General features: G+C 67.9%; 11 protein-coding genes. 3 read left to right on the top strand and 8 right to left on the bottom strand.

The genetic code is table 11. The features are described from left to right. The first annotated feature begins 78 nt into the window (after positions 1-78). Entirely contained in the window at positions 79-1,932 is a 1,854-nt protein-coding gene (locus tag V7E00_RS08450; RefSeq protein WP_333572177.1) for an ABC transporter ATP-binding protein, read from the top strand. Positions 1,933-2,254: 322 nt separating this feature from the next. On the opposite strand, the gene V7E00_RS08445 is transcribed toward V7E00_RS08450, so the two are convergent. After that, a complete protein-coding gene (locus tag V7E00_RS08445) occupies positions 2,255-3,538 on the bottom strand; it encodes a citrate synthase (RefSeq protein ID WP_333572176.1) in 1,284 nt (427 codons plus the stop codon). A 27-nt stretch (positions 3,539-3,565) separates the two neighbouring features. Further along, positions 3,566-4,990: a glutamate--tRNA ligase gene (gene gltX / locus V7E00_RS08440; RefSeq protein ID WP_333572175.1), complete on the bottom strand. Its 1,425-nt coding sequence runs from the start codon at positions 4,988-4,990 to the stop codon at positions 3,566-3,568. 79 nt (positions 4,991-5,069) lie between these two features. Between gltX and V7E00_RS08435 the strand changes: the two genes are divergently transcribed. Beyond that, positions 5,070-7,184, top strand: coding sequence for a ComEC/Rec2 family competence protein (locus tag V7E00_RS08435; protein WP_333572174.1), 2,115 nt, complete (start codon positions 5,070-5,072; stop codon positions 7,182-7,184). Further along, positions 7,181-8,041, top strand: a complete 861-nt coding sequence (bla, locus tag V7E00_RS08430; protein ID WP_333572173.1) for a subclass B3 metallo-beta-lactamase — start codon at positions 7,181-7,183, stop codon at positions 8,039-8,041. The genes V7E00_RS08435 and bla overlap by 4 nt, the downstream gene beginning before the upstream one ends. Positions 8,042-8,053: 12 nt before the next feature. On the opposite strand, the gene V7E00_RS08425 is transcribed toward bla, so the two are convergent. From V7E00_RS08425 to V7E00_RS08400, 6 genes are all read right to left on the bottom strand, one after another. Then, a complete protein-coding gene (locus V7E00_RS08425) occupies positions 8,054-8,974 on the bottom strand; it encodes a hypothetical protein (RefSeq protein WP_333572172.1) in 921 nt (306 codons plus the stop codon). Positions 8,975-9,136: 162 nt separating this feature from the next. Further along, the gene (lexA, locus tag V7E00_RS08420; protein ID WP_333572171.1) at positions 9,137-9,814 is read right to left on the bottom strand and encodes a transcriptional repressor LexA; all 678 of its coding nucleotides are present in this window, start codon (positions 9,812-9,814) and stop codon (positions 9,137-9,139) included. A 57-nt stretch (positions 9,815-9,871) separates the two neighbouring features. After that, positions 9,872-11,053: a molybdopterin molybdotransferase MoeA gene (locus V7E00_RS08415; protein WP_333572170.1), complete on the bottom strand. Its 1,182-nt coding sequence runs from the start codon at positions 11,051-11,053 to the stop codon at positions 9,872-9,874. A 41-nt stretch (positions 11,054-11,094) separates the two neighbouring features. Next, positions 11,095-12,036, bottom strand: coding sequence for a PilZ domain-containing protein (locus V7E00_RS08410; protein WP_333572169.1), 942 nt, complete (start codon positions 12,034-12,036; stop codon positions 11,095-11,097). 90 nt (positions 12,037-12,126) lie between these two features. Next, a complete protein-coding gene (gene astD / locus V7E00_RS08405) occupies positions 12,127-13,542 on the bottom strand; it encodes a succinylglutamate-semialdehyde dehydrogenase (RefSeq protein ID WP_333572168.1) in 1,416 nt (471 codons plus the stop codon). 61 nt (positions 13,543-13,603) lie between these two features. Beyond that, on the bottom strand, positions 13,604-14,953 hold the full coding sequence (locus tag V7E00_RS08400) for a protein adenylyltransferase SelO family protein (protein WP_333572167.1): 1,350 nt from the start codon (positions 14,951-14,953) through the stop codon (positions 13,604-13,606). Between the last annotated feature and the right edge of the window lie 11 nt (positions 14,954-14,964).

Genomic DNA, 14,964 nt, shown 5'->3' with positions numbered 1-14,964 from the left:
TGGGTTCATCGCCCAATGGCTCTTTTCAGGCGCATGTTTGTTGCAATGCAGCGCCCCGAAACCCCGAAGGGGAACGACATGCCGTTTTTGAAGAGCCCGGCACGGTTTCTGCTCCACTATGTCACGCGCAGGCCGCTTGCCTTTGCGCTGCTCGCGCTGCTCGTCGTAGGCGGTGCGTCCAGCGCGGTCGGCGTGCAATACGCGATGAAGCTGCTGATCGACTCCATGACGATTGCGGCGCCTTCGCATGCCGCTGTCTACGTCGCACTTGCGGGATTCGTCGGCCTTGTGGCGCTGGAGAACGGGCTGGTTCGCGGTGCGGCGATGTTGTTGTGCAACATCACCGTGGCCAGCGGCGTCCGCATCCGGCTGGACATGTTCCACTATCTGACCGGCCATCACATCGGCTTCTTCCAGAACCAGCGCGGCGGCTCGCTCGGGCACCGGGTGGGGGCACTGACCGGCTCGTTCCAGGCGCTGACCCACCGCATCCTGATGGAGATCACCCCGCCGCTGATCGCATTTGGCGGTGCGCTACTGATCTTCCTGGCGATCGACTGGCGCATGGCGGCCGCGATCACGGGTATTTTCGTGGCGGCGAGCACCGGCCTCGTCTTCCTCGGCATGCGCGGCGACAAATACCACAAGGCCTTTGCGCGCGCCGCGAGCGAGAGCGGCGGCGAACTGGTCGACCTGGTCGGCAACATCGCCGCGATCAAGTCGTTCGGCGCACGACGCCGCGAGTCGGACCGGTTGCGCGGCTATTTCGAGACTGAAGCCGCGGCGCAGAAGCGCGGCTGGATGTTTGTCGAGCGTATCCGCGTCCTTCACGACGTCGCGCTGGTAGTGCTCGTCGGTGCGGCGCTCGTCTGGGCCGTCGAGCGCTGGATCGCGGGTGGGATCACTGCCGGCGACGTGGTGGTCGTCAGCGCGATGACCTTCCGCATGCTCAACGGCTCGCGCGACCTGGCGATGGCGCTGATCGATACCAGCCAGCAGTTCAGCTATCTGCGCGAGACGCTGGAGATCGTCGGCGCCCCCCACGCGCTGGACGATGCTCCCGACGCGGCACCGCTGGTCGCGACACGCGGCGAGGTGCGGATCGAGGGCGTCACCTTCGGCCATCATCCGGGCCGACCGGTGCTGCACGATCTGTCGCTGATCGTCGCGCCCGGCCAGAAGATCGGCATCGTCGGCCCGTCGGGCGCGGGCAAGTCGACCATTCTCCAGCTCGTCCAGCGTCTGCACGATCCGCAGGGCGGCCGCGTGTTGATCGATGGCCAGCCGATCGACCGGGTGACGCAGGACAGCCTCCACCAGGCGGTTGCCGTGGTGCCGCAGGAAGTGCTGCTGTTCCACCGCTCGATCCTCGAAAATATCCGCTTCGCCCGGCCTGATGCGACCGACGAGGAGGTGCGGGTTGCTGCCGAAGCGGCGCACTGCGCCGGCTTTATCGCGCTGCTGCCGCAGGGCTACGACACGGTGGTGGGGGAGCGTGGTACCAATCTCTCCGGCGGGCAGCGCCAGCGGATCGGCATCGCCCGCGCGTTCCTCAGCAAGGCGCCGATCGTGCTGCTCGACGAGGCGACCTCGGCGCTCGACACGAGTTCGGAGATCGAGGTGCAGCAGGCGCTCGATGCGCTGATGGCGCATCGCACAGTGCTGGCGGTGGCGCACCGTCTGTCTACCGTGGTCGGCTTCGACCGCGTCATCGTGGTAGAGCATGGCCGGATCGTGGAGGACGGCGCGCCGCTCAAGCTGCTGCGCGCGCGCGGGGCGTTCCAGCGGCTCTGGGCGCTGCAGGCGGAGGGGCTGGACGCCCCGGCGGAGCGCCGCGAGCTGCCGCGCTTCGTTGCAGGCACCGCGCGGCGAATGTTCGGCCTCGGTCCGCGTCCGCCGCTGCGCGTGGTGGAACGCCAGGCTGCAGGGTGAGGGCTGCGCCCTTCACGCTGGGGGCAATCAGAATTCGATGATGCCCGGAGCGCAACGAGCACGGTAATCGACGGCGCTGAGGGACCCATTCGGCTGCCGTGCGGCAATGCGCATCCCCGAATGTACCGGCGGTCCAGGCGCCAGCGGAATCGCTCGCTCGCGCCAAACGGATCATTGGTGCCTCTCCGTCACGCATGGCAAGATGCGCGCAAGGATCAAGGCCTGTCCAGCCGGGGCGGCGGGCAAAGAAAAACGGCGCCACCGCAGGTGCGGGGCGCCGTTTTTTTCAAACCTGCTCCGGAGCGAACTCCGGAACCTGCGCTCAGCGCTGGCTGACGGGCACGTAATCGCGCTGCGTCGGGCCGGTGTAGAGCTGGCGCGGACGGCCGATCTTCTGCTCCGGGTCCGAGATCATCTCGTTCCACTGCGCCACCCAACCCACGGTGCGGGCCAGCGCGAACAGCGCGGTGAACATGGTGGTCGGGAAGCCGATCGCCGACAGGATAACGCCCGAATAGAAGTCGACATTCGGGAACAGCTTCTTCTCGACGAAGTAGTCGTCCTTGAGCGCCATTTCCTCGAGCTGCAGTGCCACTTCGAACACGGGGTCCGAAACGTTGAGCGAGGCGAACACTTCGCGCACGGTCTTCTGCATGACGGTCGCGCGCGGATCGTAGTTCTTGTACACGCGGTGGCCGAAGCCCATCAGGCGGAACGGATCGTTCTTGTCCTTCGCGCGGGCGATGAACTCGGGGATGCGCTCCGGGCGGCCGATCTCGTGCAGCATGTTGAGCGCCGCTTCGTTGGCGCCGCCATGCGCCGGGCCCCAGAGGCAGGCGATGCCGGCCGCGATGCAGGCGAACGGATTGGCGCCCGACGAACCGGCGAGACGCACGGTCGAGGTCGAGGCGTTCTGCTCGTGATCGGCGTGGAGGATGAAGATGCGGTCGAGCGCCTTCTCCACCACCGGGTTCACTTCATATTCCTCGGCGGGAACGCCGAAGGTCATGCGCAGGAAGTTGCCGGTGTAGCTCAGGTCGTTCTTCGGATAGAGGAACGGCTGGCCCACGCTGTACTTGTACGCCATCGCCGCGATCGTCGGCATCTTGGCGATCAGGCGGTGCGACGCGATCATGCGCTGCGTCGGATCGGTGATGTCGGTGGAATCGTGGTAGAAGGCCGAAAGCGCGCCGACGACGCCGCACATCACCGCCATCGGGTGTGCGTCACGACGGAAGCCGCGGTAGAAGGTCGCCAGCTGCTCGTGCAGCATGGTGTGGCGAGTGATCGTGCTCTCGAACTTGGTCAGCTCGTCCTGCGTCGGCAGTTCGCCGTTGAGCAGCAGGTACGAGACTTCCATGAAGCTCGACTGCTCGGCCAGCTGGCCGATCGGGTAGCCGCGGTGAAGCAGCACGCCCTCGTCGCCGTCGATGAAGGTCAGGCCCGACTCGCAGCTCGCGGTCGAGGTGAAGCCCGGATCGTAGGTGAAGGCGCCGGTCTGCGCGTAGAGCTTGCGGATGTCGACGACGTCCGGGCCCGTGCTGCCCTTAAGGACCGGATATTCGACGTCTTTCCCCGCAACATGCAGTTTGGCGGTATCGCTCATGTAGTCGTCCTTTCCTTCGACCCGTTTTCAGGCGGGCGTACGCATCTGATCTGCGATGCGGGCGAGGCTTTCTTCCCGCCCCAGCAACGCCAGGACATCGAAGATACCAGGAGAAGTTCGGCGGCCGGTTAACGCCGCACGCAGCGGCTGCGCCAGGTTGCCGAGCTTCACGCCCGCAGCATCGGCGACGGTGCGTACCGCCGCTTCGAGCGCCTCCGTATCCCACGTTGCCAATCCGTCAAGCGCGGTGTGCAACTGGGCCAGCAGAGTGCGCGCATCGCCCTCTAGCAGAGCGGCTGCCGCCTCGTCCATTTCCAGTGGGCGGGTGCGAAAAAGAAAGCCTGCGCCGTCCGCAAGTTCCAGGAGATTGGCGGCACGCGGCTTCAGCGCGGCCATGCTGCGGCGCAGAAGGTCGTGCTGCGAGTCGTCGGCTTCGAAGGGCAGTCGTGCCGCGACCAGATCGGCCAGGCGATCATCGTCCGACTGACGGATATAATGGCCGTTCAGGTTCTCGAGCTTCTTCAGATCGAACCGGCTTGGTGATTTGCCGACGCCGGCGAGGTCGAACCACTCGATCGCCTGCTCGCGGCTTATGATCTCGTCGTCGCCATGCCCCCAGCCGAGGCGGAGGAGATAGTTGGAGACCGCCTCGGGCAGCAGGCCCAGATCGTCGCGATAGGCGTCGACGCCGAGCGCGCCGTGGCGCTTGGAGAGCTTCGCGCCGTCCGCGCCGTGGATCAGCGGGATGTGGGCATATTCCGGCTCATCCCAGCCCATCGCCCGGTAGATGGGCAGCTGGCGGAAGGCGTTGTTGAGATGATCGTCGCCGCGGATCACATGGGTGACGCCCATGTCGTTGTCGTCGACGACCACGGCCAGCATGTAGGTGGGCGTACCATCGGAGCGCAGCAGCACGAGATCGTCGATCTCGGCATTCTGCACCGTCACTTCGCCCTGGACATGGTCGCGGATCGTCACGGAACCCTCGGTCGGCGCCTTGAGGCGAACGACGTGGGGCTGCGACAGATCGCCGTCGCTACGATCACGCCAGGGCGAGCGGATGCGCAGCGGCTTCTTGGCTGCTTCCGCCTCCGCCCGCATCGCGGCGAGTTCGTCCTGCGTCAGGTAGCAGCGATAGGCCGCGCCGCGCGCGATCATCTCGTTGGCCACCTCGGCATGCCGCGCGGCGCGGGCGAACTGGTAGACTTCGTCGCCGTCCCAATCGAGGCCAAGCCAACGCAGGCCATCGAGGATCGCCTCGATCGCCGGCTGCGTCGAACGCGCGCGATCGGTATCCTCGATGCGCAGCAGGAACTTGCCGCCATGATGGCGAGCGAACAGCAGGTTGAACAGCGCGGTGCGCGCCCCGCCGATATGGAGGAAGCCGGTCGGCGAGGGGGCGAAGCGCGTCACGACGGGCTTGGCGGGGGTGGTTTCTTGTGTTGCGCTCAAGCGCGCATGCTCCCAGTCTGTTGTCTCGATGGCCAGTTCAGCCGCCGCGGCCCCTAGCACGGGGTTACCGGGCCTTCAAATGGGGGCGGGCTGGGGATTCCCCAAGGGCCGGGGAGCATTGGAGCGCTGGCTGGAGGCGGAGCGAGGGCAACTGCCGCTATGGCTGCCGATCGCGTTCGGCGGCGGCATCACCGCCTGGTTCGTGCTGGACGATGCACGGCAATGGGCCGGTTTCCTCCTTGCCGCGCTCGGGCTGGCGCTCCTCGGCGCGATCCTGCCGGGCAGGGCGGGGCGGGCGCTGCTGGTCGCGGGGCTGCTTCTCGCCGCGGGATGCGGGTCGATCTGGTGGCGGGCGCAAAGCGTCTCCGCGCCCGTGCTGGCGCGACCGGAAGTGGTGGCGTTCGACGCAGACGTGGTGCGAGTCGACGCGTTGACCGCCCGCGGTCTGGTGCGGCTGGTACTCGCCCCCGTCGCACGGGCCGACCTCCCGCCCAAGCTGCGCGTGAACGTGGAGGCCGGCGCCGTTCCCGCCGGGATGGCAGCGGGCGCACGGGTTACGCTGCGGGCGCGGCTGGTGCCGCCGCCCGGTCCCTCGGTGCCCGGCGCCTATGACTTTCGCCGCGTTGCATGGTTCGACGGGATCGGTGCCACGGGCAAGGCGCTGGACGGCATCAGGTTGCGTCGGGCACCCGCGCGGCCCGGCCAGGACCTTCGCGCGGCGCTGTCCGCCCATATCGAGTCGCGCCTGCCGAGCAGCGCCGGCGGCATCGCCAGCGCGCTCGCGACCGGCGACGAGGGCGCGATCAGCGAGGCGGACAGCGAGGCGATGCGCCGGGCCGGCCTCGCGCACTTGCTTTCGGTGAGCGGACTGCACGTGACGGCAGTCACCGGCGCGGCGATGCTCGTGGTGTTGCGGTTGCTTGCGCTGAGCCCCTGGCTGGCGCTGCGGGTGCGGCTGCCCCTCGTCGCCGCAGCGGCGGGCGCGCTGGCCGCGATCGGCTATACCTGGCTCACCGGCGGACAGGTGCCGACGATCCGCTCCTGCGTTGCCGCGCTGCTGGTGCTGGTGGCGCTGAGCCTAGGGCGCGAGGCGTTGACGCTGCGGCTGGTCGCTGCGGGCGCGATGGTGGTGCTGCTGCTGTGGCCGGAGTCGCTGGCCGGCCCAAGCTTCCAGCTGAGCTTCACGGCGGTGGCGGCGATCGTCGCGCTGCACGAAAGCCCGCACATGCGCCGCTGGTTCGAGGCGCGCGAGGAGGGGCTCGCGCGCCGCATCGCGCGCGGAGCGGGATCGCTGCTGCTCACCGGCATCCTTGTGGAGCTGGCGCTGATGCCGATCGGCCTGTTCCACTTCCACAAGGGCGGGGTGTACGGCGCCGTGGCCAATATCGTCGCGATCCCGCTCACCACCTTCGTGGTCATGCCGCTGGAGGCTTTGGCGCTGATCGCCGATCTGGTGGGGGCCGGCGCACCCTTCTGGTGGCTTACCGGCAAGGCGATGGCGCTGCTCCTGTGGATCGCGCATGCAGTGGCGGACGCGCCAGGTTCGGTGGCGGCACTTCCGGTCATGCCGGCGGGGGCGTTCGCAGCCATGGTCGCCGGTGGGCTCTGGATCGGTCTGTGGCGCACGCGCGTGCGGATGCTGGGGCTGGTGCCGCTGTGCATCGGTGCGCTCTGGGCGGCGATCACGCCGGGGCCGGACCTGCTCATTACGGGCGACGGCCGCCACGCCGCGCTGCGCATGGCCGATGGCAGCTTTGCCTTGCTGCGCGACCGCGCCGGAGACTTCACGCGCCAGGTGTTGAGCGAGAATGGCGGCGTGGAAGCGGATGCCCTGGCCGCGCTGGCCGACAGTGCCGATGCCCGGTGCAGCCCCGATCTGTGCGTTGTCGAGGTGGTCCGCGGCGGGCGGCACTGGCGGATTGCCGCGACCCGAAGTGCCTATCCGGTCGCATGGCGCCAACTGGTGGCGGTGTGCGCGGCAAGCGACGTGGTGGTGAGCGAACGCCGCCTGCCGCGCGCCTGCCATCCGCGCTGGCTGCGGCTCGACCGCGGGAACCTGACCCAGACCGGAGGGACCGCGGTGAGCTTCGCGGACGGCTCGGTGCGTCGCGTCCGCAACCGGGGCCGCCACCCATGGCTTGACCCGCCCACCGTTGAGCCGCCATTCAGCGCCGCGAAGGGAGATCGACGATGATCCGGATTCTGCTTGCGGCCTCGGCACTTGGCGTGGCTTCCCCGGCGATTGCGCAAGGCGCCGACTGGGCGAAGGTCCGCGCCGAATGGAACCGGCCCGCGGCGCCGTTCCGGATCCTGGGGAATGTCCACTATGTCGGCACGGCGGGCGTCGCGGCCTATCTGATCACCAGCCCACAGGGGCATATCCTGATCGACGGGGGCATGCCGGAGAGCGCCCCGCTGATCGCCGCCAACATCGAGAAGCTGGGCTTCAAGCTTGGTGACGTGAAGATCCTGCTGATCAACCACGCGCACTGGGACCATGACGGCGGCCTTGCCGAACTCAAGCGCCGTACGGGTGCGCGGCTGCTGGCGAGCGCAGCCGACACGCCGGCGCTGGAGGCGGGACGGGCGGACTATCGCCCGGACATCTCGATCGCGGCGCCGCCGGTCAAGGTCGACGCACAGATCAAGGACGGCGAGGAAATCCGCGTCGGCACCAACACGCTGACCGCCCATCTGACGCCGGGGCACACCAAGGGCTGCACCAGCTTCACCGTGCAGGTCCCGTCGGGCGGCGACAGCCTGACCGTGCTGTTCGCCTGCAGCCTGAGCGTCGCAGACCAGCCGCTCACGCCGGGCCATGGCTATGATGCCTCACCCACTGATTTCCGCGCGACCTTCGCCAAGCTGCGTGCGACGCAGGCCGATGTGTACCTGAGCTTCCACGCCGAGCAGTTCGACCTCGCCGCCAAGCGCGCCAGGCAGCTCGCCGGGGACGTCGACGCGTTCGTCGATCCGGGCGAACTCGGGCGCCGCGTGGACGCGGCGCAGAAGGCATTCGAGGCGGCGTGGAAGGTGGAGCAGGCCCGATAGCGCTGCCGGCGCCTATGGCGTACCCGATCCGGCGACCTCTGCGTCCTTTGCCTTGAGGATCGTCCGGACGATCTGCCCCTGCGTGGTCGATGCGAATGCGTTGGCTTGCCCTGCGTACAGGCCGCGCAGATACCCCCGATCGAACGCGGTCAGCTCGGCAGGAGCTTCCTGGGCATCGGCTGCGAACAGGCCGAGGATCGTATCCTTGCTGTTCGTTTGCCGAGGACGGACTCCGGCCAGGGCGCGCATCGCCAGATAATCGGCAACCTGGTACGTTGTCTTGCCGATCGCTGCCGATCGTTCGACCAGCACGACAGCCGCCAGCGTGTCTTTCCGGATCGGGGCAACGATCCTCGAGGCACTGGCGATCTGGAGGAAGCGGTCATAGCCGATGCGTTCCCCGTCCCGCGCGCGCGTTTCGCTGTTGCTCCATGCGCGAACCGGTCCGCGCTCGTGGACGATCGTGCGGATCTCCGCCGGGCTGCGGTCGCCGAAAACCCACCATTTCCGCTTCACCAGCGTATCAACTTCGGAATCCACATGGTCCACGAAAAGGACAAGGACGTTGGGCTTGCAGCCGCTCCCCGCAAGCTTCAGTCCGGCCTGCTCCGCATCCGCGGCGAACCGGTCCCCGATCGCTTCCAGCGTTGCACGGTCCAGCCCGATGCTGCCAAGGCACACAGGATCGTTGAAGCGCGCAAGCGGGTCACCCGACGGGTCGATGGGCGTGATCGCCCGGGTCATCGCGCGGATTTCGTCTTTGGACGGAAGCGGACGGCCGGTCACGATGATGGGGTCCGAAGCCGGCGCCTCCACTTTCGGCGCCTCCACTTTTGACGGCGGAGCATCCGCAGTAGCCGGGACGTTCTGTTGCGCCATCGCCGAACCCGGCAGCAGCACGCCCGCCAGAAGTGCCAGAATAGATACGCGCATCCGACCGCTCCCCATCACATCAGCTGGTGAAGCTTGTCACAAGAGCCGGCGAAACGGAAGAACAACCGGCCTGCGCGACCCTTCCATTCCTCATTGGGCCAGCAAAGATGCCGTACGGGCGGGCGAACATCGTGCACGTTCGCCCGCACGGGCCAGCAAGGATCAATAGCGTCGCAACAACCCGGCCAGTCGGCCTTGCACCCGCACCTGATCCGGGCGGTAGCGCTGCGGCGAATAGTCGCGATTTGCCGGATCCAGCCGAACCATCGCGCCTTCCTTGCGGAAATACTTCAGAGTCGCTTCGGAATCGTCGATCAGCGCCACCACGATCTCGCCGTCGCGGGCCGTCTCTGTACGGCGGATCAGCGCATAATCGCCGTCAAGGATGCCCGCCTCGACCATCGAGTCGCCGGCCACTTCCAGCGCATAATGTTCGCCCGCGCCGAGCAATGCGGCCGGTACCGGCAGCATGGTCGAGCCTTCGAGCGCCTCGATCGGCGTGCCGGCAGCGATGCGACCGTGCAGCGGGATCTCGACCACGTCGTTGGCGGGCGTCGGCAGCGATGCCGGCGCGGTCGCAGTCGCGGCTGGCTTTGCCGACTTCGCCGCCGGCTTGCGCTCGCCGCGTTCCGGCATGCGGAGCACTTCCAGCGCGCGCGCGCGGTTCGGCAGCCGCCGGATGAACTCACGTTCTTCCAGCGCGCTGATCAGGCGGTGTACGCCCGACTTCGACTTGAGGTCGAGCGCCTCCTTCATCTCCTCGAACGAGGGCGACACGCCGGTTTCGGCAAGGCGGTCGGCAATGAAGCAGATCAGCTCGTGCTGCTTGCGCGTGAGCATCCAATCCTCCGGGTCTAGAACAGACTGGGAACGTTTATGCAATGTTCCGGCATGCTGTCAAGCGATGTCGAGGATTTCCACCGAGTCGGAGATATTTGCCGGCGGGGCATGGGGTTCTCGAATGATCAGGCAGCTGCTGCGGGCGAGCGTGCGGAGCATCGAGCTGTCCTGGATCGCGGAGGCATGGACCCGCCCGTCGATCAGCGCCGCGCGGAGGTAATCGGTTCGCGGCCCGTTGGCGGGCAGGGGTTCGCCGAGGATCGCAGCGCGAGCCGCGGGGAACGGGTCGGCGGCGCCGGAACGGTGCGCAATCAAAGGCTTGGCGAACAGCAGCGCGGTGACGAACACGGAAACCGGATTGCCCGGCAGGCCGAGCACAATCATGTCGCCGCGCCGACCCGCCATCATCGGCTTTCCCGGCCGCAGCGCGATCCGCCAGAAGTCGATGGTCGCGCCGGCGGCCTCAAGCGCGGGGCGCACGAGATCATGATCGCCGACCGAGGCGCCGCCGCTCGTCACCAGCAGATCGGCTTCCACCGTGGAGAAGGCGCGGGTCAGCGCGTCGAGATCATCCGGCAGGATGCCCAGATCGACAATCTCCACCGGCAGGTCGGCGAGCTGAGCGACGAGCATGGTGCGGTTCGATTCGGGGAGCTGGGCGGGACCTGCGTGCGCGCCGGGCGGCACGAGCTCGTCGCCGGTAGCGGCGATTGCGACCCGGATCTTGCGGTGCACCGGGACCGTGGCGTGGCCGCCGATCGCGGCGACGGCGACCCGCGCCGCCGTAAAGCGTTCGCCCGCGACGATCAGCGTATCGCCCTCGGCGAAGTCGAGCCCGCGGCGGCGTGTGTTTCGCCCGGGATAGGCCGGGCCTTCCCCGGCGAGCGAAAGGCGGTCGCCCTGGCGCGCGGCTTCTTCCTGGATCAGAACCGTGTCCGCGCCCGACGGCATCGGCGCGCCGGTGAAGATGCGCACCGCCTCGCCGGGGGAGACCCTACTCGAAAAGCCGGCGCCGGCAGCGCTTTCGCCGATCACCGTCCACGGACCGGGCAGGTCTTCAAAGCGGATGGCATAGCCGTCCATTGCCGACAGATCGGCATCCGGCTGGGTTCGGCGCGCGACCACCGGCGCAGCCGCCCAGCGACCGACAGCTTCGGCAAGCGGAACGGTCTCGACGGGGGTCGGGCCGGCGAGTGCAAGCAGCCGCGCCTGGGCCTCGGCAATGGGAAGGAGCGCCATGGCATTCGCTTGGCGTCGCTCGGCCGGCGATGCAAGCGGCTTCAGGCGCCGCGACGGTTTGCCGTGAGCAGGCGCAGGTCGCTGTCGCGCAGGGGCATGCGGAATTCGGCGAGCGTCCGGCCACTGCGCGTGCGCACGACCCGCGCCGGCCCGCCCCCAATCTCGGGCAGGGCGACCCAGAGCGCGGCCCCGGGATCGAAGCCTTGCCGCGCCTCGAATTCCACTTGCTGCGCCGTCAGCGCGTGAATGCGGCAGTTCCACCAGCGCACGCCTTCGCGAACCCGCCCCGGCAGGTCGAGGCGCAGCGCCAGCTTGTCCTGCAGCAATCCGTCTGCTTCGCTTCCGCCGGCCTGGGGCGCGGGCGCCTGCTGGATGCCGCGGAGCCAGGGAAACAGCGTCTGCCATCCCAGTTCCTCGGCGAAGACAATGCCTGCGGTCTCGCCTGCGACCCAGCGGACTATGCCGTCGAGCGGCCGGAGACCGTCGAAGGTAAGCTGTACCGCCTCGTTCACCGCCAGCGCCCGCGCTTCGACGCCGACGCCGCCCTGCGAGATGTCGCGGGTGCGCAAGTGCTCCACATCGCCGCCGCGGTGGACGCCGACCGTGTGGCGCAGTTCGATACGGGGAAGGCGTCGGCGTTCGGCTGTCGCGCGCGCCAGATTGCGGGCTACCATGCCCAGCACGTCCACCGGTGCATCGAAAACGAGGCCTGCCTCGTTCCCGTCGGCCCAGAGCGTGCGACCGATCAGCGGCTCGGCGCCGTCGAGGTGGAGACGAACCGGCGTCTTCTCGGCGATGTCCTGCGCGATCCGCAGCCGTGCGCCGGCCCGGCCGATCCAGTGGATGCCGCAGTCGGCGGTCTCATGCCCCCAGGTGATGCGGCCGGCGTCGAGCCCGTCTCCCACCGCCGCAATCGGGGAGCGCGGTGCGGGCAGATCGTGCGTCAGGCTGAAGATCGTCGCGGACGTAAGCCCCGAATCCATGTGTTTATCCCGTCCGAAGGCGGGCACCATGGAGGCCGCGACCTGAAATGGTCGTTAAGCGAGAGGGTTGCGAAAAGCCTAACGCAGGCGTCAGGCGTCGCGCAGCCCCACGCCCATCGCCGCGCGCGCCTGCTCGGATTCCGAGGAGACGACAGGGTAGGCGCAATAATCCGCTGCGTAATAGGCGCTGGGCCGATGGTTGCCCGACCAGCCCACGCCCCCGAAGGGCGCCGCCGAGGAGGCGCCGTTGGTCGGCTTGTTCCAGTTGACGATGCCGGCGCGAATATTCGCCCAGAACTGGTCGTAGAGCCGCGGGTCCTGGCTCACCAGGCTCGCCGACAGGCCGTAGCGGGTGTCGTTCGCCTCGGCGATCGCGTCCTCGAAGCTTGCCTTGCGGAACACCTGAAGCACGGGGCCGAACAGCTCGACATCCACCTTTTCCCGCGCCTCGGTCATGTCGACCACGCCGGGGGTGAGGAAGGGCCGGTTCTCGATCAGTCGCTCCATGTGGCGCAGCGGTCGCCCACCCATGGTGGAGAGAGTCAGGAAGCTCTCGGTCAGCATGTCGGCGGTATTGTTGTCGATCACCGGGCCCATGAAGGGTTGGGGATCCGCATGCGGTTCGCCGATGATCAGGCGCCCGATCAGCTTGTTCAGCTCGGCCATCAGCGGATCGAACAGCTTCTCGTCGACGATCAGCCGGCGCGCGGCGGTGCAGCGCTGACCGGCGGTGGTGAAGGCGGACTGCACCACCAGCACGGCGGCCGAATAGAGGTCCGGCGTATTCCAGACGACGATCGGGTTGTTGCCGCCCATTTCCAGCGCGAGGATCTTCTCGGGCCGGGCGGCGAACTGGCGGTTGAGCGCGATGCCGGTGTTCGCCGAACCGGTGAAGAGCAGGCCGTCAATGTCCGGATGGCTCGCCAGTGCCTTGCCCTGCTCGGGGCCACCGATCAGCAGGCGAACACAGCCTTCCGGGATACCGGCGGCGTGGAAGCATTCCACAAGAAAGGCGCCGCTGGCAGGCGTCTTCTCGGAAGGCTTGAACACCACGGCATTGCCAGCGAGCAGTGCGGGAACAATGTGCCCGTTGGGCAGATGCGCCGGAAAATTGTAGGGCCCGAGCACGGCGAGCACACCGTGCGGCTTGTGCCGCAGCGCAAGACGCGTGTTCATCGGCGCCTCGATCCGGCGCTGACCGGTGCGTTCCGAATAGCTGGTGACCGAGATGTCGACCTTGGCGATCACCGTCTCGACTTCCGTGCGCGCTTCCCACAGCGGCTTGCCGGTTTCACGGGCAAGCAGATCCGTGAACGCGTCGGCCCGTTGCCGTACGACGTTGGCGAAGCGGCGCAGCGCCTCGATGCGCACGGCAAGCGGTCGTGCCGCCCAGCCGGCCCAACTGGCGCGGGCAATCGCAACTTCGGTGTCCGCATCCCCGATCGGGTGGCGCCACAGCACGGCGCCGGTTGCGGGTTCGGTCGAAAGGAGTTCCTGATCCGGCATGGGCCTTCTGTATTTCTGGTTCGTTGCCCCTGTTACGATCGCTTTGCCCGATTTCGCGGCGCTAGGCCAGAGCCTCGCCCATGGTGCGGATCGTGGCGATCTTGGCGGTGAGCGGTGCCCAGTCATCACGCTCGGCAATGGCGGACCATAGCGATTCGACTTCCTCGATCAGCATCGAACAGGGCTCCCCCTGCCAATAGCCATGGTCGCGGCTTTTCCGCGGGCGATACTCGGCCAGGCGGCTGCGGACTTCGTCGAACTCGGTGCCATAGCGGTCCGGCAGGGTGCCCCCGAACGCGTCGAAATAGAAGCGATCGAGCAGCGTGCCGGTCTGGTTCAGCGCCACCTCCACCGCTTCGGTGAGCGCACGGTCGCTCGCCGCGTCGCGCGGCTCGACGCCGAGCCGCCACAGCACGGCAGCAGCCTCCTCGTGGTGATAGGCGGGCGCGAATCCCTCAAGCGCGGCGATCAGCGGCGCTTCCTCGGCAATCAGGCGCAGCGAGATGGCGAGCTGCATCACGTCCCAATAGATTGCCTCGGGCTGGCGGCCGAAGGCGTAGAGCCCCGACTGGTCGAAATAGGCGGCGGTGAAGTTCGGTGCCCAGCTCGGCACGAAGCGCCAGGGGCCGTAGTCGAAGCTTTCGCCGGTAACGTTGATATTGTCGCTGTTGAGCACGCCGTGCACGAAGCCGGCGGCCATGAACTGGCCCGCCAGCCGCGCGGTGCGGGCGACGACATGGGCGAGCAGGCGCTCCGGTGCATCGGGCCCGTCCGGCTCGCCATAATAGTGGCGGAGCACATAGGCCGTGAGTTTTTGCAGCCCTTCTTCGTCCTGGAAATAGGCGAGGCGCTGGAAGGTGCCGATCCGGATATGACCGTGGTTGAGCCGCACCAGCACCGAGGAACGGGTGGGGGAGGGCTCGTCGCCGCGATGAAGGGATTCGCCGGTCTCGATCAGCGACAAGGTGCGGCTGGTGGCGACGCCCAGCGCCTCGAGCATTTCGGTCGCCAGGATCTCGCGCACGCCGCCTTTCAGCGTCAGGCGGCCGTCGCCGAAGCGGCTATAGGGCGTCTGGCCCGATCCCTTGGTGCCGAGATCCATCAGCCGACCGGCATCGTCGGTCATCTGCGCGAACAGGAAGCCGCGGCCGTCGCCGATCTCCGGATTGTACACGCGGAACTGGTGACCATGGTAGCGGAGTGCCAGCGGTTGCGGCAGGCTGCCGGGCAACGGCTCGAACCGGCCGAAATGGGCCAGCCATTCCGCATCCGTCAGCCCCTTCAGGCCCACTTCCCCGGCAGCACGGTCGTTGCGGAAGCGAAGGATCGTCTGCGGGAAGCGAGCGGAGCTCACCGGATCGTAGAAGCCATCCCCGAGTTCGAGGATCGCCTGTTGCGGAGCGAAGGCCATGCAGCGATATG

Origin of the sequence: Sphingomonas sp., from assembly GCF_036731925.1 — a bacterium.
Lineage (GTDB): Bacteria > Pseudomonadota > Alphaproteobacteria > Sphingomonadales > Sphingomonadaceae > Sphingomonas.
Note: the sequence above shows the minus strand (reverse complement) of the source record. Positions and strands in the feature narration are given on the sequence as shown.